The 25,238-nt window shown below is 65.4% G+C and carries 22 protein-coding genes; 13 read left to right on the forward strand and 9 right to left on the reverse strand.

All coding sequences use genetic code 11. The features are described 5' to 3' along the window. The first annotated feature begins 2 nt into the window (after window positions 1–2). Together DM872_RS03040 and DM872_RS03045 are read left to right on the forward strand one after the other, a co-directional pair. Window positions 3–1,580, forward strand: a complete 1,578-nt coding sequence (locus tag DM872_RS03040; protein WP_179058068.1) for an aldehyde dehydrogenase (NADP(+)) — start codon at window positions 3–5, stop codon at window positions 1,578–1,580. A gap of 4 nt (window positions 1,581–1,584) precedes the next feature. Beyond that, window positions 1,585–2,868, forward strand: a complete 1,284-nt coding sequence (locus DM872_RS03045; RefSeq protein ID WP_179058069.1) for an NAD(P)/FAD-dependent oxidoreductase — start codon at window positions 1,585–1,587, stop codon at window positions 2,866–2,868. A 23-nt stretch (window positions 2,869–2,891) separates the two neighbouring features. Here the strand turns inward: DM872_RS03045 and DM872_RS03050 are convergent, their stop codons facing one another. Continuing rightward, window positions 2,892–3,359 (reverse strand): Lrp/AsnC family transcriptional regulator, encoded by a 468-nt coding sequence (locus tag DM872_RS03050; RefSeq protein WP_179058070.1) that lies wholly within the window; start codon window positions 3,357–3,359, stop codon window positions 2,892–2,894. A 177-nt stretch (window positions 3,360–3,536) separates the two neighbouring features. Here DM872_RS03050 and DM872_RS03055 point away from each other — a divergent pair, with 177 nt between their 5' ends. After that, the gene (locus DM872_RS03055) at window positions 3,537–3,989 is read left to right on the forward strand and encodes a YMGG-like glycine zipper-containing protein (protein ID WP_179058071.1); all 453 of its coding nucleotides are present in this window, start codon (window positions 3,537–3,539) and stop codon (window positions 3,987–3,989) included. Here the strand turns inward: DM872_RS03055 and DM872_RS03060 are convergent. Continuing rightward, the gene (locus DM872_RS03060; protein WP_179058072.1) at window positions 3,986–4,717 is read right to left on the reverse strand and encodes a tellurite resistance TerB family protein; all 732 of its coding nucleotides are present in this window, start codon (window positions 4,715–4,717) and stop codon (window positions 3,986–3,988) included. The two genes, DM872_RS03055 and DM872_RS03060, sit on opposite strands and share 4 nt — an antisense overlap. A gap of 221 nt (window positions 4,718–4,938) precedes the next feature. On the opposite strand from DM872_RS03060, the gene DM872_RS03065 reads away from it, so the two are divergent. Next, a complete protein-coding gene (locus DM872_RS03065) occupies window positions 4,939–5,196 on the forward strand; it encodes a DUF2790 domain-containing protein (RefSeq protein WP_179058073.1) in 258 nt (85 codons plus the stop codon). Window positions 5,197–5,716: 520 nt separating this feature from the next. On the opposite strand, the gene DM872_RS03070 is transcribed toward DM872_RS03065, so the two are convergent. Then, window positions 5,717–6,625 (reverse strand): NmrA family NAD(P)-binding protein, encoded by a 909-nt coding sequence (locus DM872_RS03070; protein ID WP_256873278.1) that lies wholly within the window; start codon window positions 6,623–6,625, stop codon window positions 5,717–5,719. A 98-nt stretch (window positions 6,626–6,723) separates the two neighbouring features. On the opposite strand from DM872_RS03070, the gene DM872_RS03075 reads away from it, so the two are divergent. Together DM872_RS03075 and DM872_RS03080 are read left to right on the forward strand one after the other, a co-directional pair. Next, window positions 6,724–7,683, forward strand: a complete 960-nt coding sequence (locus tag DM872_RS03075) for an AraC family transcriptional regulator (protein WP_179058074.1) — start codon at window positions 6,724–6,726, stop codon at window positions 7,681–7,683. Window positions 7,684–7,807: 124 nt separating this feature from the next. After that, window positions 7,808–9,892 (forward strand): TonB-dependent receptor, encoded by a 2,085-nt coding sequence (locus DM872_RS03080; RefSeq protein WP_179058149.1) that lies wholly within the window; start codon window positions 7,808–7,810, stop codon window positions 9,890–9,892. Between the two features lie 289 nt (window positions 9,893–10,181). On the opposite strand, the gene DM872_RS03085 is transcribed toward DM872_RS03080, so the two are convergent. Continuing rightward, window positions 10,182–10,745 (reverse strand): tetratricopeptide repeat protein, encoded by a 564-nt coding sequence (locus DM872_RS03085; protein WP_179058075.1) that lies wholly within the window; start codon window positions 10,743–10,745, stop codon window positions 10,182–10,184. A gap of 255 nt (window positions 10,746–11,000) precedes the next feature. Between DM872_RS03085 and DM872_RS03090 the strand changes: the two genes are divergently transcribed. The 4 genes from DM872_RS03090 to DM872_RS03105 all read left to right on the forward strand — a co-directional run bounded on the left by DM872_RS03090 (window position 11,001) and on the right by DM872_RS03105 (window position 15,332). After that, on the forward strand, window positions 11,001–11,903 hold the full coding sequence (locus tag DM872_RS03090; RefSeq protein WP_179058076.1) for a LysR family transcriptional regulator: 903 nt from the start codon (window positions 11,001–11,003) through the stop codon (window positions 11,901–11,903). A gap of 166 nt (window positions 11,904–12,069) precedes the next feature. Beyond that, window positions 12,070–13,359 (forward strand): NAD(P)/FAD-dependent oxidoreductase, encoded by a 1,290-nt coding sequence (locus tag DM872_RS03095; RefSeq protein WP_179058077.1) that lies wholly within the window; start codon window positions 12,070–12,072, stop codon window positions 13,357–13,359. 37 nt (window positions 13,360–13,396) lie between these two features. Continuing rightward, window positions 13,397–13,954 (forward strand): helix-turn-helix domain-containing protein, encoded by a 558-nt coding sequence (locus DM872_RS03100; protein WP_179058078.1) that lies wholly within the window; start codon window positions 13,397–13,399, stop codon window positions 13,952–13,954. Between the two features lie 25 nt (window positions 13,955–13,979). Further along, window positions 13,980–15,332 carry a glutamine synthetase family protein gene (locus DM872_RS03105; RefSeq protein WP_179058079.1) on the forward strand — a complete coding sequence of 451 codons (1,353 nt, stop codon included), beginning with the start codon at window positions 13,980–13,982 and terminating at the stop codon, window positions 15,330–15,332. Between the two features lie 250 nt (window positions 15,333–15,582). Here DM872_RS03105 and DM872_RS03110 read toward each other — a convergent pair whose 3' ends face one another. Next, window positions 15,583–16,482: a LysR family transcriptional regulator gene (locus DM872_RS03110; RefSeq protein ID WP_179058080.1), complete on the reverse strand. Its 900-nt coding sequence runs from the start codon at window positions 16,480–16,482 to the stop codon at window positions 15,583–15,585. Window positions 16,483–16,592: 110 nt separating this feature from the next. Here DM872_RS03110 and DM872_RS03115 point away from each other — a divergent pair, with 110 nt between their 5' ends. Further along, complete coding sequence (locus DM872_RS03115; protein WP_179058081.1) at window positions 16,593–17,675, forward strand: polyamine ABC transporter substrate-binding protein; 1,083 nt, start codon at window positions 16,593–16,595, stop codon at window positions 17,673–17,675. A 61-nt stretch (window positions 17,676–17,736) separates the two neighbouring features. Continuing rightward, entirely contained in the window at window positions 17,737–18,699 is a 963-nt protein-coding gene (gene speB, locus DM872_RS03120; RefSeq protein ID WP_179058082.1) for an agmatinase, read from the forward strand. A gap of 291 nt (window positions 18,700–18,990) precedes the next feature. On the opposite strand, the gene DM872_RS03125 is transcribed toward speB, so the two are convergent. The 3 genes from DM872_RS03125 to DM872_RS03135 form a co-directional block, all read right to left on the reverse strand. Then, window positions 18,991–20,550, reverse strand: a complete 1,560-nt coding sequence (locus DM872_RS03125) for an acyl CoA:acetate/3-ketoacid CoA transferase (RefSeq protein WP_179058083.1) — start codon at window positions 20,548–20,550, stop codon at window positions 18,991–18,993. A gap of 165 nt (window positions 20,551–20,715) precedes the next feature. Then, the gene (locus DM872_RS03130) at window positions 20,716–22,104 is read right to left on the reverse strand and encodes a GntP family permease (protein WP_179058084.1); all 1,389 of its coding nucleotides are present in this window, start codon (window positions 22,102–22,104) and stop codon (window positions 20,716–20,718) included. Window positions 22,105–22,458: 354 nt separating this feature from the next. Beyond that, window positions 22,459–23,904, reverse strand: a complete 1,446-nt coding sequence (locus DM872_RS03135; protein ID WP_179058085.1) for a sigma-54 interaction domain-containing protein — start codon at window positions 23,902–23,904, stop codon at window positions 22,459–22,461. A gap of 116 nt (window positions 23,905–24,020) precedes the next feature. Between DM872_RS03135 and DM872_RS03140 the strand changes: the two genes are divergently transcribed. Continuing rightward, complete coding sequence (locus tag DM872_RS03140) at window positions 24,021–24,179, forward strand: YqaE/Pmp3 family membrane protein (RefSeq protein WP_077520738.1); 159 nt, start codon at window positions 24,021–24,023, stop codon at window positions 24,177–24,179. Window positions 24,180–24,289: 110 nt separating this feature from the next. On the opposite strand, the gene DM872_RS03145 is transcribed toward DM872_RS03140, so the two are convergent. Next, the gene (locus tag DM872_RS03145; protein WP_373273675.1) at window positions 24,290–25,138 is read right to left on the reverse strand and encodes an EamA family transporter; all 849 of its coding nucleotides are present in this window, start codon (window positions 25,136–25,138) and stop codon (window positions 24,290–24,292) included. Window positions 25,139–25,238: the final 100 nt, after the last annotated feature.

Here is a 25,238-nt window from a genome sequence, read left to right on the forward strand (position 1 = left end):
CCATGAAACTGACAGGCAACATGCTGATCGGCCGTCAGGCCGTAACTGGCAGCCGCGAAGCGATCCGCGCCATCGATCCCGCCACCGGCACCCCGCTCGAACCCGCCTATCCGGGCGGCAGCCAGGCCAAGGTGGAGCAGGCCTGCGCCCTGGCCTGGGCCGCCTTTGGCGGCTACCGGGAAACCTCGCTGGAGGCACGCGCCGGATTCCTCGAAACCATCGCCGAGGAGATCGAAGCGCTGGGGGACGAACTGATCCAGCGCGCTGTGGCCGAAACCGGGCTGCCCCAGGCGCGCATCCAGGGCGAGCGGGGCCGCACCTGCCAACAGCTGCGCACCTTTGCCCGTACCGTGCGGGCGGGCGAATGGCTGGATGTGCGGGTCGACACGGCCCAACCGGATCGCCAGCCCCTGCCAAGGCCAGACCTGCGCCAGCGCCAAGTGCCTCTGGGACCGGTGGCGGTGTTCGGCGCCAGCAACTTTCCCTTGGCCTTCTCCGTGGCCGGCGGCGACACCGCCTCGGCGCTGGCGGCCGGCTGCCCGGTGGTGGTCAAGGCCCATGGCGCACACCCCGGCACCAGCGAACTGGTGGGGCGTGCCGTGGCCAGCGCCGCGGAGCGTTGCGCCATGCCCGAGGGCGTGTTCTCGCTGCTGTTCGGTGCCGGGCGCGAGGTGGGCATCGCCCTGGTCAGCGACCCGCGCATCAAGGCCGTGGGCTTTACTGGCTCGCGCAGCGGCGGCCTGGCCCTGTGTCGGGCGGCCCAGGCCCGGCCGGAACCGATCCCGGTGTATGCGGAGATGAGTTCGATCAACCCGGTGTTCCTGCTTCCTGCCGCCTTGCAGGCCCGTGGCGAGGGCCTGGCCCAGGGCTTCGTCGCCTCGCTGACCCAGGGTGCCGGCCAGTTTTGCACCAACCCTGGCCTGGTGATCGCTCGCCGGGGCGCGGCACTGGATGCCTTCATCGCGGCGGCTGCCAAGCAACTGCAGAGCAGCCCGGCACAGACCATGCTCACGCCGGGCATCTTCGGCGCCTTCGAATCCGGCGCCGGCGCGCTGGCCGGGCACGCCGAGGTACGGCGTGTGGCCATCGGGCTGCCGGGCGAGGGTCCCAACCGCTGCCAGGCGCAACTGTTCGTCACCTGCGCCGAAGCCTTCCTGGCCGACCCGGCATTGCAGGCCGAAGTCTTCGGTGCGGCCGCGCTGATCGTGCAGTGCCGCGACGAGGAGCAGATACGCGAAATCGCCGAGCACTTCGAAGGCCAGCTCACAACGACCCTGCACCTGGACGAGGCGGACTTCGACGCCGCCCGGGCCCTGCTGCCGACCCTGGAGCTCAAGGCTGGCCGCGTGCTGGTCAACGGCTGGCCGACAGGCGTCGAGGTGTGCGACGCCATGGTCCACGGCGGCCCGTTCCCGGCCACCTCGGACACGCGCAGCACCTCGGTAGGCACTGCCGCGATCCGCCGCTTCCTGCGGCCGGTCTGCTATCAGGGCTTCCCGGATGGCCTGCTGCCCACCGAGCTCAGGCAAGACAATCCCTTGCGGTTGCGGCGTCTGCTCGATGGCGAGAGGGAGGTCTAGCGCCATGGCAAACGCTTCCGTTCCCGCTCAGGCCGAGATCGATATCGCGGTGGTCGGCGCCGGCATCATCGGTGTCGCCTGCGCCCTGCAATTGGCCCGGAAGGGCAGGCACGTCCTGGTCATCGACCCGCAAGGGCCGGGGCAGGGCGCCTCGTTCGGCAATGCCGGGCACCTGGCCACCGAGCAGGTCTTTCCCATCGCCGACCTGTCGATCCTCAAGCGACTGCCGGCGATGCTCATGGACCCCATGGGCCCGCTGCGTCTGGACTGGAAGTACCTGCCCTTCGCCTTGCCCTGGTTCACGCGCCTGCTGCTCAACCTGCGGCCGGCACCCTTCCAGCGCACAGTCGCCGGACTGCGCGGGCTCAACGAAGCCAGCCTGGGTGCCTGGCAACGGCTGCTGGCGGCCATCGACCGTCCGGGTCTGCTGAAGGAGGACGGCTCCCTGCTGATGTACGAGCGCCCCGAATCCCGCCAGGCGCTCGAAGCGCTACAGGCCCGCATGGCCGGTCAGGGCGTGCCGGTGGATTTCTGGGAGTCCGGCGCCGTGCGCGACGCCGCGCCCCACTTGAACGAGCGGATACGCGGCGGGTTGTTCTTCCCCCGTACCGGGCACTTCATCGACCCGTTCCGGGTGGTCTGCGAACTAGCCACTGCCGCCGAGAGGGCGGGTGTTCGTTTCCTCCGTCAGCGCATGCTCGGTGGGCGGTTGACCGAGGATGGCGTCGCGCTGAGCACCGGGGAGGGCAGCGTACGGGCCCGCCAGGTCTTGATTGCCTGCGGCGCCCATTCGGCCGGTCTTACCTCCGGGTTGACTGGCAAGCGGGTACCGCTGGATACCGAGCGGGGCTATCACCTGATGTTGCCCCAGGAGCACGGGCGACTGCCGTTCGCCGTCACCTCGTTCGAGCGCAAGTTCATCATGTCGCCCATGGCCGACGGCCTGCGTCTGGCCGGCACCGTTGAGTTCGCCGGCTTGGCGCGATCACCGAACATGGAACGCGCCTGGCAGTTGCTCCGCCTCGGCAAAGGTCTGTTCCGCCGTGAACTGAATGCCGAAGGGGCAACCCCCTGGATGGGATTCCGGCCATCCCTGCCGGACTCGCTGCCCATCATCGACCGGGTGTGCGAGGGGCGGGTGCTGCTCGCTTTTGGCCACCAGCACCTGGGGCTGACTCAGGCAGCGATCACCGCCGAGCACATCGCCGGGCTGGCGGGGCTGCCGGTAGCGGCGGGCGCGTCGCACGGTGTGCCGGATCTGGCGCCTTTCCGGCTGGCTCGCTTCTGAGCGGGGGGGGCGCCGTGGCGGCGTCAGGTGGCCGGCGGCGCCAGCGGCTGGCCACGGTCGATCTTGCAACTGAGGATGATCGAGGTGGTGGTCTTCTCCACCCCGTCGACGCTGCCGATCAGGTCCAGCAACTCGTCGAGGCGCTCGGGGGAGTCGGCGCGCAGCCAGGCGACGTAATCGAACTCGCCGCTCACCGCGCAGAGCACCTGTACTTCCGCCATGCCGGTCAGGCGCCGCAGCACGTCCTTGCCGCTGCGCGGTTTCACGGTGATCCCCACGTAGGCCTGCAGGCCGCCATCGGCGACGCGCCGGCCCAGGCGCACGCCGTAGCCGGTGATGACCTGTGCCTTCTCCAGCCGTGCCAGTCGCGAAGTCACCGTGGTGCGCGCAATGCCCAGGTGCCGGGCCAGCGTGGCCACGCTCTCGCGGGCGTTGATCTGCAGCGCGGCGATCAGCTGGCGGTCGATTTCGTCGAGGGACAGGTCGGACATGGACGGGCTCGTTGGTGGCGTGCTTGGAGGTTAGCGGGTGCGCAAGGCTACCTGAAGCCGATGGGTCGCGCCCATTGGTCGGCGCCGCTGTCGCGCCACCCGTAGCCGAACCAGACTGAACACGACATGGTCGGAGACACGTCGGCCCCATCCACTTCCCTCGAGAGCCTCACCACCATGATCTCCATCGCCCCTTGCCGCTGGACCCTGCTCGCCTCGCTCATCTGCCTGCCCGCCTTCGCCGAAACCGTGGTGCCGTTGCAGGGGCAGACCCAGCAGCAGGTCCAGCAGGATATCGCCAACTGCCAGGCCCAGGCCGGCAGTTCCACGAGCACCACTACCTCCAACCCGAGCGGCGGTCGAGTCCGGGGCGCCGCGACGGGGGCCATGGCCGGTGCCGTTGTTGGCCAGGCGCGCAGCAACGACTACGACCGCATCGATGACGATCTGCAGAAGGAGTACCGGCAGGAGAAAGCCAAGGACGCCGCGGTGGCCGGTGCCGTGGTCGGTGGTTCGCGTCAGCGCCAGGAGCGCAGGCAGGACCGCCGCACCAACGAGCAGGCCAGCAGCACGGCGTCCTCGGCTTATACGAGTTGCCTGCAGCAGCGCGGCTACCAGGTAACGCCCTAGGCAGTGCCGCGCGCCTGCTGCTCCAGCTGCGCCTGCAGGTTCGGATCGAGCCTGAGCTGATAGGCCAGTTCGTCCAGGTAGGCGCGTTCGGCGGATTGCTGGTCATCTACCAGCATCACGCTGGCCAGGTACATCTCGGCCGCCATGCCGGGGTCCGATGCGGCCTGCGCCACTTCGGCGGCGTCCAGCGGCCGTTGCACTTCCTGGTCCAGCCACGCCTGCAATTGTGGGTCGTCGGTGTGCCGGGAAATCTCGGCATAGATCGTCTGTTTTTCCTGCTCGTCGATGCGACCATCGGCCTTGGCCGCGGCGATCAGTGCGCGGAGGATGGCCAGGCTGTGGTCATCGGCCTCGGCACCGGAAAGCTGGTCCACCGTGCTGATCGCCTGCTGGGGTGCGGAAGATTGCTGGCGCTGCCAGGCCTGGTACGCCTGGAAAGCCATCATGCCGAGGGACGCCAGCGCGGCGTAATTCGGTCCCCCGGCGCGCCCGCCACCACCGCCCATCGAACCACCGCCCATGGAGGCACCGCTCTGGCCCCCACCGAGGATGCCGCCGAGCAGGCCGCCCAGTCCGGCATTGGCGCCGCCGCCACCTCCCATGAGCCCGCCCAGCAGGCCACCGAGCCCGCCCAGAGGGTCCTGCGACGCCATCCCTGCGCCGCCCCGTTGTGCTGCGCCGGCCTGGCCGGACCGCAGTAGTTGTTCGAGCAGATCACTGGTGTTCATGGCCTCGTCCTCGCGGTGGCCGTTTTCCGGTCAGGGAACGATAGACCCGGCCAGAAGCAGGGGCATGACCGTCGGGCGGCGAAGATTGTTGCGCGCCACGGAAAAGCGCTTTCAGCAAAGGCGTCTTTTTCCCGCGCCTTGCCTGGAGTCGAATTGGCACATCGGCCGAATGCGCATCGCCAGCGATGCCCGGGGCCTTCCAGGCAAACAGGAGAACCACCATGAACCGTGCAATCGCCACCAGTACCACCTTGCTGCTCGCCTTCCTGGCCAGCGGCAGCGTCTTCGCGGCTAAATCCGCCGAGTCCGTGCCCTACAGCTACGGCATGCCGCTGGACGTCGCCCGCGTGATCTCCATCGACGAACCGAACTCGGTGACCTGCGAAACCATCCAGGCGAAGATGACCTACGTCGATTCCCAGGGCGAAGAGAAATCCGTGACCTACCTGAAAGAGTCCAGCGCCTGCGCCAATAGCTGATGTGGGGACGTGAATCGTCCGGCGCCAGACGGCAGGACTGCGTCCTGCACAGCGATTGAAATCGCCCCCACAGAGAGGGGCAACAGGATTGTGCCGCCGTTGGCCCGAGAGTCACCCCTCTCCATTCAGGGAGAGGGGCCGGGGGTGAGGGGGGCCGGCCAGCTCCGAGCTAGCTCCCCATCGCGAATGAATTCGCTCCCACAAGAGCTAGGCAGCCCTGCGGCCTGCTTGGCGAATGAATTCGCCCCCACAGGGTTTGTGCACAGCCAGACCAAGGTGTCAGTGGTGCAGGGCGTTGCAGGCGCGAGTCACCCCTCTCCATTCAGGGGCGAAGAGGCACGCTTTTGGAAGCACCGCTTCCAGTGCCGATGAGCGACTGAGCGCGAAGGCGATCAGGCCGGGGCGCAGGGCGGGGGCCGGGGGTGAGGGGGAACAGGCCAGCGCCGAGCCAACCCCCATCGCGAATGAATTCGCCCCCTACGGAGAAGCGAGCTGGATTGCGTTGTGGGTGAGGCGCCAGTCACCCCACTACCTCTGCCACAAACGCCTCGAACGATGTCGCCGTGGTGTTTTCCGGACGCCGTCCTTCCAGCGACTTCACCGTCCGTTCGTTGATGCCATGGGCCAGTTCCGCATAGAGCTCGGCGAGATTGGCCGAGAACCCTGCCTCCTGCAGCATCCCCGCCATTTCGCCATAGGGCAGTTGAACGTAGGGCAGGTCCGGCCGGCCCAGATGCTCGCCGAAGATGCGTGTGGCCTCGCCGTAGCTGATGTCCCGCTGTCCCAATAGCTCGCGCACCTGGAACCCGGCCCAGTCACGGTCGAGCAGCGCGGCGAGGGCCGCATCGGCGATATCCTTCGAGGCGATCATCGGCACCGGCACGTCCGCGCCGACGCCATCGGCCACCAGGCCGTGCTGTTCGATCATGTACAGCGCCGGTAGCAGGTTTTCGAAGAAGGCCCCGGCACGCAGGATCAGCACATCCACCCCCGTCAGTTCGCGCAGTCGCCCTTCCTGTTCATGCATGCTGGCGATGGGACCGTTGCCCGAAGTCAGTTCGGCACCGACGCTGGAAAGCGCTACCACGCGGCGTACGCCGCTGGCGCGTATCGCCTTCACGATGGCTTCGCCCACCTCCGCCTGCTGCGCCATGTAGTCCGTTACCGATGGGTCGTAGGGCAGCAATGTGTAAACCACCTCGGCGCCGTGGAAAGATTCCGTCAGATACGCCGCATCGTTCGGCTCACCCACCATCACCTCGGCTCCGGCGTTCTTCAGCGTGGCCAGGCGTTCAGCCGAACGACCCAGTGCGCGAACCGGCTGACCGGCTTTCAACAGTTGCTCGACGATGCGTTTGCCCGTGTGTCCGCTGGCGCCCATTACCGTGATCATTTCTTCCTCCAGGTCGCGCTTGTCTGTTCGGCACATGCCTGCGCGCTTGGGTTCAAGTCTCGGCTGGGAGTGCTGGACGAACAATGATTCTGGGTCGATGATTCATGATCATTCGTCCAGAGATGAGCAAGCCCATGGACCCAAACGCCCCCTGGCAATCCCGCGATCCCCTGGGCGAGGCGCTGCACCTGCTGCGCATGAGCGGGACGCTCTATTGCGCGTCGGAATTCACCGCGCCCTGGGGGCTGGGGCTGCCGCCGATGGAGGACTGCCTGATGTTCCATGTGGTGACATCCGGCGAATGCTGGCTCGACGTGGGCGGGCACGAACCGCTGCTGCTGCGGGCAGGCGACCTGGCGCTGGTGCCCCATGGTCACGGCCATAGCCTGCTGAGCGGCAAGGGTGTGGCGGCGGTGCCGTTGTTCGACCTGCCACGGGAGTGCCTGAGCGAGCGCTACGAGATCATCCGCCATGGTGGCGGTGGGGAGCCGGTGAGCCTGGTCTGCGGCGCGGTCCGCTTCGACCATCCGGTGGCCCGGCAACTGGTGCGCTTGCTGCCGGCGTTGCTGCATGTGGAGGCGGCCAGCGCCGAGCACGCCGACTGGTTGCAGGGCACCTTGCGCTTCATGCGCGACGAAGCCCGTGCGCTGCGCCCTGGAGGCGAGACGGTGGTGACGCGACTGGCCGACATCCTGGTGATCCAGGCCATTCGCGCCTGGATCGAGCGCGACCCCGCCGCCCAGACTGGCTGGCTCGGTGCCTTGCAGGACCGCCAGATCGGCCGCGCCATCGGCCTGATCCACCGCGATCCGGCGCGCGACTGGAGTCTCGTGTCCCTGGCCGAGGCTGCCGCCATGTCGCGCTCCGCCTTCGCCGCGCGCTTCACCGCCCTGGTGGGCGAACCGGCCATGCAATACCTCACCCGCTGGCGCATGAACCTCGCGCTGGGCTGGTTGCAGGAAGGGGATATGGGCATCGCTGTCTTGGCCGAGCGTCTGGGCTACCAGTCGGAAGCGGCCTTCAGCCGAGCATTCAAGCGCTGCCATGGCATGGCGCCTGGTGCTGCACGACATGCCACGAAAATCAATCGGTAAAATTTACCATTCGCGAATTATTTACATTTGATTTACAAATGCTAATTGTTACCATTTGTTCTTTCTTCCAACGATCAAGGAACTCGTGGTGGCTAGAAAGCGTATTGCCCCGGCATCTCTGCCGATGCTGGGCCTGCTGGTAATTCCCGCTGTCCAGGCTGAAACCAAAGAGGCGCTGGCCATTCCGGCGACCTCAGTGACCAGTGCTTACGAGCAGCAAAGCTACAAGGCCACCGAGAGCCGCAGCGCGCTGAAGATCGACGCGCCGCTGCGCGACATTCCCCAGACCGTCAACGTGGTGCCTGAGAGCGTGATCAAGGATCAGGGCGCCCAGTCGATGGAAGACGTCCTGAAAAACGTTCCCGGCATTGGTCTTTCCAACGGTGACGGCCAGCGCGACCAGGTCACCATCCGCGGCTTCAGCGCCATCGGCGACATGTTCATCGACGGTATCCGTGACGATGCGCTGTACTTCCGCGACCTCTCCAACATCGAGCGCGTCGAGGTCATCAAGGGCCCGGCCGCGGTGCTTTACGGGCGTGGTTCTTCCGGTGGCCTGATCAACAGCGTGAGCAAGAAACCCGGTTTCGATCCCAAGCATGAACTGGGGGTCAGCTTCGACAGCGAAGGCAAGCGCCGCACGCAGTTCGATGCTGGCTGGGCCGACCAGCAACAGCGCGACAAGGCATTCCGCGTCACTGGTGCGTTCGAAGACAGCGACACCTTCCGCGACGACGGCTACATCGACCGCAAGGCCATCGCGCCGTCCGCCTTCTTCAAGCTCTCCGACGACCTGGAGCTGAACCTCGGGGCCACCTACCTCTACGACAAGCGCCTGATCGATTTCGGTATTCCTGCACTCGGCGATCGTCCGGTGCACGTCGATCGCGAGAAGCGCTTCGGCTCCGGCGACGCGGACCAGGATTACGCCCGCAGTGAGGTGTTTTCCTTCACCGCCGGCCTGGACTACCGGATCAACGACGAGCTGACGCTGAGCAACACCACCCGCTACTACCGCTACGACCTGGACCGTAACAACACCCTGGCCGACAGCAGCCCGACCCGCTTCGTCACCGCGCCCAACGGTGAGCTGCTGGTGAAGCTGAACCGTGGCAACGTGGCGCGTGACGAATACGGTGTGTTCAACCAGACCGAACTGAAGCAGCAGGCCCAACTGGCCGGCATGCAGCACAGCCTGCTCTACGGTGTCGAACTGGGTCACCAGGACAAGTACCAGCGCGTGTTCAGCCAGAACAACGTGGCCCAGGTGCCTGTCTACCGTGACGCCCTGGTTCCGGTGCCGGAACACGCCAACAGCCTGTCGTCCAAGGGCACCAACTTCCAGGACACCGCCGGCTTCTACGTGCAGGACCTGATCGAGCTGACCTCGCAGTGGAAGGCCCTGCTCGGCGTGCGCTACGACATCTTCGGCCAGGAGTACGACGACGATCGCGTGCAGAACGTCGATCTCGATCGCACCGACAAGACCTGGAGCCCGCGTGCCGGCCTGGTCTTCCAGCCGGATCAGATCCAGTCCTACTACGCCTCGGTGAGCCGTGGTTATCAGCCGTCGGGTGAAGTGTTCGCCCTGGCTCCGACCAACCAGCATCTCGAACCCGAGGAAACCACCAACTACGAGGTGGGCGCCAAGTGGGATCTGCTCGACAACCGTCTCTCGGTTACCGCCGCGGTGTTCCGTCTCGAACGCACCAACATGAAGACCACCGACCCGACCACCAACCTGACGGTGCTGGCCGGTGAGCAGCGTACCGACGGTTTCGAAGCGACCTTCAGTGGCCAGATCACCGAGAAGTGGAACGTGTACGGTGGCTACGCGTACCTGGACGCGGAAATCACCAAGTCCACCAACAAGACCAATGGCGTGCCCAACGAAGGTCAGACCCCGACCCTGACCCCACGCAACAGCGCCAACCTCTGGGTGGTGCGCTCGCTGACCCCGGAATGGCGTCTCGGCATGGGCGCCAACTATGTGGATGACCGCTACACCGCACTGGACAACAAGGTCGTGATGCCCAGCTACACGACCTTCGACGCGGCGCTGCTGTACAACCTTCCGCAATGGGACATGGCACTGCGTCTGCACAACGTGTTCGACCGCGATTACTACGCCTCGGCCCACGGCTCGGTGGACCTGATCACCCCCGGCGCGCCCCGTACCCTGGAGCTCAGCGCCAACTACCGGTTCTGATCGACGTGCAAGAAGCCCGGCCAATGCCGGGCTTCTTGCTTTTCATGCAGCGAATTGTTGGGCTTCGCTCCGCTCTGACCAACCTACAAGAGCTTCCTTGTAGGGGCGAATTCATTCGCCAAGGGCCGCGCAGCGACCCAGTAGGTTGGTCCGAGCCTGCGAGGCCCAACGTGGTCAGTCACAGGCGCCGCAACGTTGGGCTTCGCTGCGCTCTGCCCAACCTACAAGAGCCCGCTCGGTGCCGTAGGTTGTGGCTGAGCTGTGCGAAGCCCAACATTCCTCCAAGCGCTCAATTCGCCTGCAATTTTTTCAACGCTTCGCAGCTCGGTGCGTACTGCTTGTCGCACGCACTCTGGAACAACGCGCGCGCCTGGTTGGGGTCCTGCTTCAGGCCTTCGGCGCCTTGGGCATACATGCTGCCCAACACGTGCTGCGCCATGGCATTGCCGGCGGCGGAGGACTGGGCGAGGTACTTGTGCATGGCGCGCTGGTCGGCGAAGGCGGGATCGGCGCGGCCGGTGTAGAGGAAGGCGAGACTGAACGCCGACTGGGAATGCCCCTTGTCGGCAGCCTGCTTCCACCAGTACTCGGCTTGCTTGAGGTCCTTCTGCGGCTTGCCCACGAAGTACAGGCTGCCGAGTTGGTACTGCGCGTCGGGGTCGCCACGTCCGGCCTGTTGCTTGATCCGTTCGAACTCGCTGGCTTGCTGGTCCTGCGGCGTAGTCGCCGGGGCCTGGGGTTGGTCGGCTGGCGGCGTGGCGGGCTGTTGTTGCTGTTGTTGCTGCGTGCATGCACCCAGCAGGGCGAGTGCGGCGATGCAGGCAAGTCGCGGCAAGGCGCGTTGAATGGACATGGGCGGAGTTCTCCCTGGCAGATCAGGAGGAGGGTAGTTGCATCCGCTGGCCCCGTCACCCGGCGTGTTGATGGTGCGCGGACGTCTTGCGCATGTTGGTGGATCGGTGAAGCCTGATCCACCCTGCGCAGCGGAGGTAGTCGGTGGGTAGGGTGGATGTCGCTTTTTACATCCACCATCCCAGCCAGGCTTCGCCACTCGACTCATGTGAAAATCCCGGCTATCAAGGGCAGGATATTTGCTCGGAAGTCACGAATGAAAACCACCCTGGACGAACTCCAAGCCTTCACCGCCGTAGTCGACACGGGCTCCATCACGGCTGCCGCCGAGCAGCTGGCGCAGACCGCCTCCGGCGTCAGCCGTGCACTCAGCCGCCTGGAAGACAAGCTCGACGTCACCCTGCTGCGACGTACCACCCGCCGACTGGAACTGACCGAGGAGGGCGAAGTGTTTCTGGGCCAGGCGCGACGCATCCTCGCGCAGGTGGAAGAAGCGGAGGAGCAGATGACCCTGCGTCGGCAGAAGCCGGCCGGCCGCCTGCGGGTCAATGCCGCTTCGCCCTTCATGCTGCATGTACTGGTGCCGCTGGTGGCGGGATTTCGTGAACGCTTTCCGGAAATCGGACTGGAACTGCACACCAGCGACCAGATCATCGACCTGATCGAGCACCGCACCGACATCGCCCTGCGCCTGGGTACCCTGCGAGATTCTTCCCTTCATGCCCGCCCTCTGGGCAGCAATCGCATGCGCATCCTGGCCAGCCCCGCCTACCTGGCGGCCCACGGCGCACCGAAGACAGTGGAAGAATTGCAGCAATGCTGCCTGCTGGGTTTCACCCATCCGGACAGCCTCAACTTCTGGCCACTGCGCCATGCCCAGGGAGAGAGCCTGCAGATCACCCCGACTGTCAGGGCGTCCAGTGGCGAAACCCTGCGTCAACTGGCACTGGAGGGTATCGGCATCGTCTACCTGTCGGACTTCATGACCCATGCCGACCGCGCTTCCGGCCGGCTCGTGCAAGTACTCGTCGACGCGACGGTCGAGCACCGTCAGCCGATCAACGCCGTCTACTACCGCAACACCGCGCTGGCTTCGCGCATCACCTGCTTTCTCGACTATGTGGCCGGGTGCCTGAAAGAACAGGTCTGGGCCCAGTAGCGCTCGCCCGTCTGTCCGTAATTTCAATCACGAACCATCCAAATGACCTGTTCTCATGCGGATTTCAGGCATTCGTGTTGTTTATTTCAAACAAATGCCTTGGCTGAGTGAATATTTTTGTGTAAATTTTCATGAAATTTATAAATCAAATATTCACGAGGCACCCATGTTCAAGCAGTCCGCCCAGCATGTCGGCACCTACTACGCCCAGACCTACCCCGGCAGCATTCCATTGCGCCCGGTCCAGTCCGGTAGCGAGGAAACCGATGTCCTGATCATCGGTGCCGGCTTCAGCGGTTTGCATACCGCTCTGCGTCTGGCTGAGGCCGGCAAGCGCGTGACCCTGCTGGAAGCCAGCCGTGTGGCCTGGGCCGCCTCCGGCCGCAATGGCGGGCAGGCATTGCTGGGCTGGTCCTGCGATATGCCGCCGCTGGAGAAGGCGCTGGGGCTGGAACGCACCCGCCGCCTGTGGGACAGCATGCGCTGGGCCGCCGATGAGATGCGCGAGCTGCCCGGCCGCCACGGCTTCGACGTGGACTACCGCGTCGGCAGCCTCTGGACCGCCGTGATGGAACGTCGGGTGAAGTTCCTGGAAGAAGCCCAGGAAGACGCCATCCACAAATGGGGCTACGACCGGATGCGCCTGCTCCGCCGCGACGAACTGTCCGAGTGGATCGACAGTCCACGCTACCAGGCTGCGCTGTACGACCCGGAAGCCGCCCACCTCAACCCACTCAAACTGGCCCAGGGCCTGGCCGCCGCGATCGAAGCCCGGGGCGGACGCATCTACGAACAGAGCCAGGTGCTGGAATACCGCGAAACGACGTCCGGCTATGTCGCCCGTACCGCCCAGGGCGAAGTACGCGGCAGCATCCTGGTGATGGCCTGCAACGCCTACGTCGACCGCCTCGATCGCCAGCTTTCCAGTCGCCTGTTGCCCGTGGGCTCCTACCAGGTCGCTACCGCACCGCTGGACGCCGAACTCGCGCAATCGCTGCTGCCGAAGAACAGCTGCGTGATCGACAACCAGTTCGTGCCCGATTATTTCCGCCTCACCCCGGACCATCGCCTGTTGTTCGGCGGCGGCTGCACCTACCTCGGCGGCCTACCCAAGGATGTGCCGGCGGCCACGCGTCCTTACCTGGAACGCGTCTTCCCGCAGCTCAAGGGTGTGGAGATCGAGTTCGGCTGGGGCGGCCATATCGACGTCAGCATGAAACGCACCCCGGACATCGGTCGGCAAGGCTCGCGCTATTGGCTGCAGGGCTTCTCCGGTCACGGAATCCTGCCCACCCTGGCCGGCGCCAAGGCGGTGAGCGACGCGATTCTCGGTAATGACGACCTGCTCGACCTCTACCAGGCCATCGGCAACCCGCGCTTCCCCGGCGGCTCCCTGCTGGCGGCGCCGCTGGAAGCGGCCGGCAAGGCCTATTACCGCTTGAGGGATGTGATTTAAGGTCGCGCCTTTCGAGTCCGGTAGTCGGAGTTCCCAAATGGACAAGCAAGACGAAATTGAAAGCCTCGCGATCCTGATTCGCGACCTGCGCAAGCACAAGAACGTGACCCTCGGGGACCTCGCCACGCGTATCGATCGCTCGGTGGGCTTCCTCTCCCAGGTGGAGCGCGGGCTGTCGCGTCCGACGGTGGCCGACCTGACCGCCATCAGCGAGGCGTTGGGCGTACCCACGACCTACTTCTACAACCTGAGCAAGCCTCGCGAGACGCCCTGGGTCACCCGCCCGGGCGAGCGTCGCACGCTCTACTACGCCGGCGGCATTACCGACGTGCTGGCCTCGCCGACCATGTCCGGCGGCTTCTCCATGCTGGAAAGCCACCTGGAGCCCGGCGCCACCAGTGGCGAGGGCCACCTGGATGACAGTTCCGAGCAGGGCGGCTTCGTCCTCGAAGGCGAATTGACGGTCTGGTACGGCGACGACACCAAGCCCGTGACCCTCCACGCCAACGACAGCTTCCAGCTGCCGCCCCATGCCCAGTTCCGCTACGCCAATCTTTCCGACAAACCGACGCGAGTATTGTGGGTCTTCACCTGAAGCCCCAGCTCGCAGGACTGCAGTGATGACAACAGCAAACCAGTACCCCGACCTGCTCAGCGAAGTACGTGCTTTCCGTGCCCAGTACCCGGAAATCCGCTACATCGACCTGATCTGCCTGGACATTCCCGGTCATTTCTACGGCAAGCGCTACCCCGTGGAAATGGTGGAAAAAGTCGCTGCAGGCAGCCCGCTCAAGGTGCCGCAGAACTGCGTGCTGCTGGGCACCCAGGGGGGGCTCTATCCGATTGGCGACTACTGCTTCGCAGACGGCGACCCGGACGCGCCGCGCCGCCTGGTGCCCGGCACGCTGAAGCCGGTGCGCTGGGAGAAGGAGCCGCTGGGGCAGATGCTCATCACGTCGGACGGTACTGAAGCCCCCATCGAGTTCGAACCGCGCGAGGTGCTGGCGCGGGTACTGCAGCGCCTGGAAAAGCGTGGCATCCGCCCGGTGGTGGCCTTCGAACTGGAGTTCTACCTGTTCGACCGCAAGCTCAAGGACGGCCTGCCGCAGTTCCCCCGCGACCCGCTCTGCGAGGACGAGGACGACCAGCCGAACATGCACATCGAGCGCCTGTCGCGCTTCTCCAGCGTGCTGCATGAGATGGTCGACGCCGCCAACGAGCAGGGCGTCGCCGCCAACGTCATCACCGCCGAACTCGGCCCGGGCCAGTTCGAGATCAACTTCGGCCATTGCGACGACGGCCTCAAGGCCGCCGACTGGGCCGCCCTGTTCTGCCGCAGCACCCGTGGCGTGGCGATGAAGCACGGCCACCGCGCCAGCTTCATGAGCAAGCCCTACCTGAACGCGCCGGGCAGCGGCATGCATGTCCACGTGAGCCTCTACGACCAGGACGGCAATAACCTGCTGGCCGCCAGCGACCAGCGCCCGCTGCGCCACGCCGTGGCCGGCTGTCTGGATCTGCTGCCGCACTGCATGCCGATCTTCGCCGCCAACCACAACGCCTTCCGCCGCTACGGCGCCATGGTCAACGCCGCCAGCCGTGCGAGCTGGGGCTTCGAGGACCGCGATGCGTGCATCCGCATCCCCGAATCCGATGGCCGAAACCTGCGCATCGAACACCGCCTGGCAGGCGCCGACGCCAACCCCTACCTGGTGCTGGCTGCGATCCTCAGCGGAATGGAACACGGCCTGGACGCCGCCCGCGAACCCATCGCCCCGCTCAACGAAGACCGCGAAAGCGGCATCGACTTCCCCAAGGACATGCTCACCGCCGTCGCCGCCATGCGCAGCCATCCCGTGGTGAACGAAGGCCTGGGCAGCGAGTTCGTGATGGTCTACTGCGAGAACAAGCGGCAGGAGTACCTGGACTTCATGAACGAAGTCAGTGCGCGGGAATATCGTTGGTACATGTAACCCCGGAGTCCCTGTAGGTTGGGCAGAGCGCAGCGAAGCCCAACATTCGAGGCATCATGCGAGCTTCGCATAGCTCAGCCCAACCTACGTTCTTGGCGAATGAATTCGCCCCTACAGGGATTGCACCCGGATCGACCCAGGCACAGACAGCCCCCTCTCCCTCTGGGAGAGGGTTGGGGTGAGGGTGTTCGCCGGCCTGCGCGGCGCAAGTCCATTTCGCGAATGAATTCGCCCCCACAAAAAATCGCCCCTACACATCCCCGAACGCAGCCAGCAAATCCTCCACGAACGCCAGCTGCGCCTCACTCGGTTGTCGTCCGCGATGGCTGCTGAGGTGGAAGTTGACGCGGTAGCCGGTTTGCTCCGGCAGCAAGGCCCGCAGCTGTCCGCTGGCCTCCCAGGGCGCGGCGATGTGTTCCGGCAGGTAGCCGATATGCGCGCCTGACAGGATGAAGGCGAGGCTGCACTCGACCTGTTCGGTGCGGGCGCTACTCGGGCCGCTCTGGAAGGGCTCCATTGCCTCGCCGAAGCGATAGGGGTGCTGCACCAGGTCGCAGCGTGAAAGCTCATCGAGGCTGACCTGGTCGCGGTGAAATAGCGGGTGTCCGACGGCGCAGTAAAGTCGTTCCTGCTCGCCGAACAGGGGCTGATGGTCCAGCGCGGCCTGCGTCCTGGAGAAGTAGCCGATCGCGAGATGCAGCTGGTCTTGCAGCAGGCGCCGCTCCAGTTCGGCGGGCATGGCGCTGATCAGCTCGAAATGCACCGCCTGGTTGCGTTGACGGAAGCGCCCGATCGCTTTGCCGAGCCTTTGCAGCACCTGATTGTCCAGCGCTTCGGAAAGACCGATGCGCAGCTCCCCCAGAAGCAGCCCGGACATGCCCCGCGCTTCACCCTTGAAGGTCTCGATGGCCCCGAACAGCTTGCGGGTGGCGGCCAGTACCTGCTCCCCCTTGGGCGTCAGGCGGAACCCTGCCTTGCCGCGTTCGCAGAGGCGAAAGCCCAGGCGCGTTTCCAGCTTGGCCATCTGCGTGCTGATGGTGGACTGACCGATCCCCAGCTCGCCCTGGGCTGCACTGAAGCCGCCGCTTTCCACCACCGTGATGAAGATGCGCAGCAGTTGCAGGTCGAGGTCATGGAGCTGGCTGAGCATGGCGGCACCAAACATTGATAGTTGTAGATGCCAAAGTAGAACACTTCATATTTATTCAAAGCAAAGCTCGGCGCAGCATGGCCCCACCTGCAATCCCCCAGGAGTCCATCATGCGTTGTCCCTTGTTGCTTGCCGCCCTGTTCGCCTGTGCCTTGCCGGTGCATGCCGAAGACAAGGCGCTGAACCTCTACAGCTGGTCGGCCTACATCCCGGAAAAGGCCCTGCAAGGCTTCAAGGACGAAAGCGGCATCGAGGTCAAATACGACATCTTCGACAGCGCCGAAGCCCTCGACGCCAAGCTGATGACCGGCGGTAGCGGCTATGACGTCGTCTTCCCCGCCAGCAGTGGCCTGGCCCGCGCCATCCAGGCCAAGGCGGTGCAACCGCTGCAGCGCGAGCGCCTGAAGAACTTCGCCAACCTCGACCCGGAACTGCTGGCGAAGCTCGCCACCGTCGACCCCGACAACCGTTTCGGCGTGCCCTACACCTGGGGCACCGTGGGCCTGGGCATCAACAAGGAAGCGGTGGAGAAGCGCATCCCCGACGCGCCGCTGAACAGCCTCGACCTGCTGTTCAAGCCCGAGTACGCCAGCCGGTTGAAGGATTGCGGCATTGCCGTGATCGACTCGCCGCAGGAAGTGATCAGCGTCGCCCTGCATTACCTCGGCAAGGACCCCTACAGCACCGACAAGGCCGATCTGAAAGCGGTGCAGGAGTTGTTCGCGCAACTGCAGCCCAATGTGCGTTATGTCGGCGCCGGCAAGCACATCAACGACCTGGCCAAGGGCGAAATCTGCCTGGCCCTGACCTACAACGGCGATGCCGCCATCGCCGCCGACCAGGCCCGCCAGGCGAAGATGCCCTTCGAGGTGATCTACCGCATTCCCCGTGAGGGCACGCTGATCTGGTTCGACACCATGGTCATTCCCGCCGACGCGCCGCACCCCCAGGCGGCCCACGCCTTCATCGACTACATGCTGCGTCCCGAGGCCATCGCCGAACTGACCAACAGCCAGTTCTTCGCCAACGCCAACAAGGCCGCGACTCCGCTGCTGACACCAGACGTAGCCGGTGATCCGGACATCTACCCGAGCAAGGATGTGCGCGACCGCCTGTTCGGCGAGCAGATCCAGTCGCTCAAGGACCAGCGCACCCGCACCCGTCTCTGGACCAGTTTCCGTACTCAGTACTGATTGCCCTCTCCCCCAGCCCCTCTCCCAGAGGGAGAGGGGACCCCTACCGATGGAGCCCGATATGGACCACGCCTTCGACAACGACCAGGCCATTACCCGCGACAGCCTTTATGGCACCGCTGCCGAATCCACCTACGCCGGCATCACCAGCTTCATGCGCCGCCGCTATAGCCGCGACCTGCGCGGTGTGGACCTGGTGGTGAGCGGAGTGCCTTTCGACACTGCCACCACCAATCGACCCGGTAGTCGCTTCGGACCGCGCGCCATTCGTGCCGCCTCGGTGCAGATGGCCTGGGCGCGGCATTTCCCCTGGGAGTTCGACCCCTTCGATCATCTGGCGGTGATCGACTACGGCGACTGCTCGTTCGACCACGGCACGCCCCAGGACACGCCGGAAACCATCCAGGCCCATGCGGCGCGCATCCTCGAATCCGGCGCGGCCATGCTCACCCTGGGCGGCGACCACTTCATCAGCTACCCACTGCTGAAGGCCCACGCGGCGAAGCACGGTCCGCTGTCGCTGATCCACTTCGACGCCCACAGCGACACCTGGCCAGACGAAGAGGTCAAGCGCATCGACCACGGCACCATGTTCTATCACGCCGCCCGCGAGGGCCTGGTGGACCCGGCGCGCTCGGTGCAGGTGGGCCTGCGCACCACCAACGACGACGTGATGGGCTTCCAGGTATTGGACGCCCGTGAAGTACACCGCCACAGCCCCGAGCAGATCGCCGAACGCATCCGCGCGCGGGTGGGCGACAACCCCGTGTACCTGACCTTCGACATCGACTGCCTCGACCCCGCGTTCGCACCCGGCACCGGCACACCGGTATGCGGCGGGCTGTCCAGCCACCAGGCACTGGAAATACTCCGCGGCCTGCGCGGCATCAACCTGGTGGGCATGGATGTGGTGGAAGTGGCGCCGCCCTACGACAACGCCGAAGTCACCGCCCTGGCTGGCGCCACCCTGGCGATGGAGATGGTTTGCCTGTATGCGGCGCGGCATAAGTTGGGGATGCGCTGAGCCGCGACGAAGGTGGGCTTGTAGTCACCCCTCTCCCACCGGGAGAGGGGTTGGGGCGGGCTGCGTTCAGATGAGGGGAGTTTGAGTTGGCAGGATGCTTCGAGTGAAGCGAAGCCGCCCTCACCCCAGCCCCGCTTCGCGCCCCAGCCTGATCGCTTCGCGCTTAGGCGCTCATCGGCACTGGAAGCGGTGCTTCCAAAGACGTGCCTCTTCGCCCCAGAGGGAGAGGGAGCCGTCCGTGCCAAAAAAGACGCGGGCCCAACCACAGACCCGCGTTTCACGCACGAAACTTCAATCAGGCTGGATCAACTCACGCAACCCAATCCGCGCCTCGCGAAACAGCCGCGCATCCATCAACTTCGGCTCGCGCACGATGGGGCGGAAATCCATGCGTTGCAGGATGTCCCGCTCTAGCTCCACGCCCGGCGCGATCTCGATCAACTCCAAGCCTTCGGTCGTCAGGCGGAACACGCAGCGCTCGGTGACATAGAGCACCGGCTTTCCGGATTCCGCAGCCAGGCGACCGGCGAAGGTACGGTGTTCCACCTCGCGGACGAACTTGCGCACGTCGCCGTCCTTCACGATGCGCAGCGCGCCATCCTCGATGCGAATGTCCTGGCTGCCAGTGCTGAAGGTGCCAACGAACACCACCGCCTTGGCGTTCTGGCTGATGTTGATGAAGCCGCCGGCACCGGCCAATCGACTGCCGAAGCGGGAGACGTTGAGGTTGCCTTCGGCGTCCGCCTGGGCGAGGCCGAGGAAGGCGATGTCCAGGCCGCCGCCGTCGTAGAAGTCGAACTGGTAGGGCTGGTCGATCAGCGCGCTGTGGTTGCTCGCCGCGCCGAAGTCGAGACCCGAAGCAGGGACGCCGCCGATGACACCGGGTTCGGCGGTCAGGGTCAGCAGGTCGATTACCCCTTCCTCGGCGGCCACCGCTGCCACCCCTTCGGGCATGCCGATACCGAGGTTGACCACTGCCCCTGGCAGTAGCTCCAGTGCGGCGCGGCGGGCGATCAGCTTGCGCAGGTCCAGCGGCATGGGCGCCAGGCTGTCCACCGGCACCCGCACCTCGGCGGCAAAGGCCGGGTTGTAGTGGGTGGCGAAGGTCTGCTGGTGGTTTTCCGGTTGGGCCACCACCACGCAATCCACGAGGATGCCGGGGATCTTCACCTCACGTGGATTCAGCGAGCCGCGCGACACCACGCGCTCCACCTGGGCGATCACCAGACCGCCGGAATTACGCGCGGCCATGGCGATGGCGAGGCTCTCGATGGTCAGTGCCTCGCGCTCCATGGACAGGTTGCCGTCCTCGTCGGCGCTGGTGGCGCGGATCACCCCGACGTTGATCGGGAAGGCCTTGTAGAACAGGTAGTCCTCGCCCTCGATGGGCATGCGCCGCACCAGTTCCTCGGTGGTCCGCGCATTCAGCTTGCCGCCGCCGAACTCGGGGTCGACGAAGGTGCCGAGGCCAACCCTGGACAACTGCCCTGGCTTGCCCGCAGCGATGTCGCGGAACAGCTGGGAGATCACCCCCTGAGGCAGGTTGTAGGCCTCGATGCGGTTTTCCACGGCGAGCTTCTGCAAGCCAGGCACCAGGCCCCAGTGGCCGCCGATCACCCGACGCACCAGGCCTTCATGGGCCAGGTGGTTGAGACCACGACCCTTGCCGTCGCCTTGCCCGGCCGCATACACCAGGGTCAGTCCTTGCGGCGCCTGTTCTGCGGCGAAGCGCTGTTCCAGGGCGATGGCGATTTCCTCGGCGAATCCGATGCCGACGAAGCCCCCGGTGGCCAGGTTGGCGTTGTCCGGAATCCTGGCCACCGCTTCGGCGGCGCTCATCACTTTGCTCATGGTTGTCCTCGAGCGGTTGAAGCTGAATACGGGGGAGCTGCTTTTCCTGTGGGGGCGATTTCAATCGCTGAGGGCTGCGCAGCGGCCCCATAGGGCAACCCTTCGGGCTGCTTAGCGAATGAATTCGCCCCCACAAGTGAAGGCCCATGACAGTGGGGTGGTGCATCAGAAACTGCCGAACGCGGTACCCAGCACGATCACCAACACCAGCGGCACCACTGGCAGCAGGGCGCTGGTCATGAACACGTACTTGTAGGAGTCGCGGTGGGTCAGCTTGCAGATGGCAAGCAGGGTGATAACCGCGCCGTTGTGCGGCAGGGTGTCGAGGCTGCCGGAGGCCAGGGCGGCGACGCGGTGCAGCAGCTCGGGGCTGATGCCGGCGGCATTGGCCATTTCCAGGTACTGGGCGCCGAGGGCCTTGAGGGCGATGGACATGCCACCGGAGGCCGAGCCGGTGATACCGGCCAGGGCGCTGACGGTCAGGGCTTCGGACACCAGCGGGTTGCCCGGCGCCACGTTGAGCAGAAGGTCGCGGAGCACCACGAAGCCCGCCAGCGAGGCAATAACACTGCCGTAGCCCACCTCGGAGGCGGTATTTAGCACCGGCAGCATGGCGCCGAAGGTGCCGTCGTTGACGCTCTTCTTCAGGTTGACCCAGCGCCGCCAGTGCAGCACCACCAGCAGCAGAATGGCGGCGGTGAGGGCGATGATGATGGCCCAGATACCGATCACCGAGCGGGCGTCCTGCAGGCCGCCGAACTCCGGTTTGGCCAGGTAGCTGGTGTCGAGGCCGGGCAGGTAGACCTTGGCCATCAGGAAGTTCAGCACGATCACCACCAGGATCGGCAGCAGCGCCACCCAGAAGCCGGAGCTCGGCTGGTTGTCCTGCCCGTGCGGATCGTCGGCGTGGTCGCCGTAGCCTTCACCGGCGGCAATCAGCTTGCGGGCCTCGTTGCTCAGCCACCAGGAACCCAGGGCGAAGATCACCACGCCCGCGAGCAGACCGAGGCCGGGCGCGGCGAAGGTATCGGTGCCGAAGAAGGGGATCGGGATGGCGTTGGTGATGGCGGGGGTGCCGGGCAGGGCCGTCATGGTGAAGGTGAAGGAGCCCAGGGCGATGGCGCCCGGCAGGATGCGCTTGGGAATGCCCGCCTCGCGGAACAGCGCCGCGCCAATGGGATAGACCGCGAAAGCCACCACGAACAGCGATACACCGCCGTAAGTGAGGATGCCGCAGGCGATGACGATGGCCAGCACGGCACGGGAGCTGCCGATCCTGCTGACGATGTTGTGGGCGATGGCGCGGGCGGAGCCGGAGTCGTCCATCAACTTGCCGAAGATGGCGCCGAGCATGAACAGCGGGAAGAACTGGATCAGGTAGCCGCCGAGCGCCTTCATGAAGACCTGGGTGTAGGTCGGCAGCAGCAGCGCCGCGTCACCGGTGAACAACACCGCGAGCAGGGCCAGCAGGGGTGCGAGAAGCAGGACGTTGATGCCTCGGTAGGCGAGGTACATCAGCAGAGCGAGCGAAATCAGGATGCCTAGGGTGCCCATGGGGACTTCCTTCTTGTTGTTGTTTTCCGCTGCGTCGGGGCGGCGGGTGGAAGGCGTTAGAGCGAAAGCTGTGCCAAGTGTTGAGGGAAGGGGCAGGACGGCTCTGGGGCGGTGGTTACAGGGAAATGGTGGTATTTGGTAGGAAAATGGATTGTCCATTTTTTTGGGCAGTGCCCAGAAACTTGGACGCTCGATGTGTCCATAAATTTGGACGATCCGGCTGGACTGATCCTTGTGGGGGCGAATTCATTCGCTAAGGGACGCGCAGCGTCCCCCTTGGGATTCAGAAGGGCAGCCCTGCGGCCTGCTTAGCGAATGAATTCGCCCCCACAGGAAAAGCAAAGGCCCGCGTCGTTACAACCCATGCACCTGCAACTTGTTGTACAGGCTGGCCCGGGCGATACCGAGGCGTTCGGCGGCCTGGGTGCGGTTGCCATTGCAGGCCGCCAGGGCGGCGAGGATGGCCTGGCGTTCGGCGGCGGCCATGCTGTCGGCCAGGGCGCGGACATCGCCTGTCATGGGCGTGAGAGCGGGGTTGGTCGCCGGCAGCGGATTCACCAGCAGCGTGCGCAGGGACTCGCCACTGAGCGGTCCGGCTTCACTGAGCATCTGCGCGCGCTCCAGCAGGTTGCGCAGCTCGCGCACATTCCCCGGCCAACGCTGGGCCTGGAGCAACTGCTGGGCGCCTTCGGCCAGTTCCAGCGGTGGCTGGCCGGAGCGGCTGGCGATGTCGTCCAGCAGGTGCTCGATCAGTACCGGCAGATCCTCGCGGCGTTCGCGCAGGGGCGGCAGGCGCAGGGCCAGCACGTTGAGGCGGTAGTAGAGGTCTTCGCGGAACTGCCCGGCGGCCACCTTGGCTTCCAGGTCCACATGGGTGGCAGCGATCACCCGTACGTTCAGCGCTTTCACCTGATTGGAGCCCAGGGGCTCCACCTCCTGTTCCTGCAGCACGCGGAGCATCTTCGCCTGCAGGGGCAGCGGCAGGTCGCCGATCTCGTCGAGGAACAGCGTACCGCCATCGGCCAATTCGAACTTGCCGGCGCGGGCGCGCTTGTCGGCGCCGGTAAAGGCGCCAGGGGCGGTGCCGAAGAGTTCGGCTTCCACCAGGGATTCCGGAATCGCCGCCACGTTCACCGCCACGAAGGGCCCGTTGGCGCGCAGGGACTGGTTGTGGATGCCCTGGGCCAGCAGTTCCTTGCCAGTGCCGGTTTCGCCACGCAGCAGCACGGTGGCGTCTAGCTGTGCGGCACGGCGGGCCTGGCGCTTGACCTCGGCAGCGGCGGCGCTGCTGCCGATGAAGCCGGCGATGGTGTAGCGGGCGCGACGGGCCTTGGCCAGTTCGCGCTGCGCGGCGGCGAGCTGGGTCTGCAGCTGGTTGTACTTGGCCATGACCGGCTGCAGGTGGCGGGCGCGGTCGAACAGCACGAAACCGAGCGCCCCCACCAGCGTGCCGTCTTCATCGCGCAGCGGAATGCGGGTGACCACGAAGTGCTCGTCGCCGAAGGCCATCAGGTCGAGCATGCTCGGCTGGCCGTTCTGCACCACTTCGCGGAGGCGGCTGGCGGGCAGCACTTCCTCGATTTCCTTGCCGAGCACGCTGCGCGGATCGCGGATGCCGACCTTCTCGGCGTATTTGTCGTTGATCCAGACGATCCGTGCCTGGCGATTCACCGCGATGGTGCCTTCGCACTGGGCATTGAGGTGATCGAACAGCAGCGGCATCGCCACTTCGCGGAAGCGTTCGGGAGAGACGCCGATGACCAGACCGTTGTGGTCGATGTCTTCGCTGGCGATGGGCATGGCAGGGCATCCGGCTGAAACATCAGGCAGCGATTATGGGGGTGTGCCGGATGAACGCCTAGCCTGTACTAAGGTCGTTAACCAGGCGTACGGCTTTTCACACAAGGAGCAACTTCATGGACCTTCTTCGCATCCTCATCGCCATCCTCCTGCCGCCGCTGGGCGTGTTCCTGCAGGTGGGCTTTGGCGGCGCCTTCTGGCTGAACATCCTCCTGACCCTGCTGGGCTACATCCCCGGCATCGTCCACGCGGTGTACATCATCGCCAAGCGCTGAGACCGAGGTTGCTCTCCTGTAGGTTGGGCAGAGCGCAGCGAAGCCCAACAATTGCGAGCTGAGTCGTTGGGCTTCGCGTAGCTCAGCCCCAACCTACCGCTGCACCGAGGCTAATCCACCATCTTGATCAGCAGGATGCCGGCGGTGACCACGCAGGCGGCGAGGATGCGGCGGATGCCGAAGGGCTCCTTGAACACCAGGCTGGCGATGATGGCGGCGATGATCACGCTGCTTTCGCGCAGGGCGGCGACCTTGGCCACGTTGTCCAGGGTCATGGCGAACAGCACCAGGCCGTAGGCCACGCAGTAGTTGAAGCCGCCGAACAGACCGATGCGCCAGTTGTCGCGGGCAAAACGCAGGACCAGCGGGCCACGGCGCATCCAGGCCACCACCGGAATGGTCATGCTCTGCATCAGCGTCAGGTAGACCACGAACTGCAGGACGCTGTCGGCACGGCGCACGCCCTGGGCGTCGATCAGCGTGTAGAGCGCCACCCCGGCGCCGGCCAGCGCCGCGCAGCCCAGGGCTTTCAGCGCATTGGATTCGAGGCGGGTGGAGAGCAGGCTGAGGATACCGACAGAAATCAGCACGATGCCCAGCAGCATGGCGCCTGACAGGTGCTCGCCAAACACCAGCCCCGCAGATAGCGCCACCAACAGCGGTGGCAGGCCGCGCACCACCGGGTAGACCTGGCCGAAATCACCGTAGTGGTAGGCGCGGATCAGCAGCAGCCGGTAGAGGGTGTTCACCACCACCGACAAGCCGATCAGCCCCCAGACCACCAGCGGCGGTGGGCCCACCAGGGGGAGCAGGGCAATGCTGAAGCAGAAGGCCACGCTATCCACCAGCGCCATGGAGGACAGCCGGTCGCTGCCGGCCTTGATCACCGCGTTCCAGCTCGCGTGCATCAGCGCGGAAAGCAGCACCACCAGCGTGGCGAGGTCGGTATCGGCGAGCACGGGAAACTCCAGGGCGGGAAAGCTAAGGCAGGTGGCAGCTAGCGTGCGGGTTCATCGATCTATCATTCAAATCGTTTATCGTTATCCGTCGAATAAGTCT

This window comes from Pseudomonas taiwanensis (assembly GCF_013393345.1).
GTDB classification, from domain to species: Bacteria; Pseudomonadota; Gammaproteobacteria; order Pseudomonadales; family Pseudomonadaceae; genus Metapseudomonas; species Metapseudomonas resinovorans_C.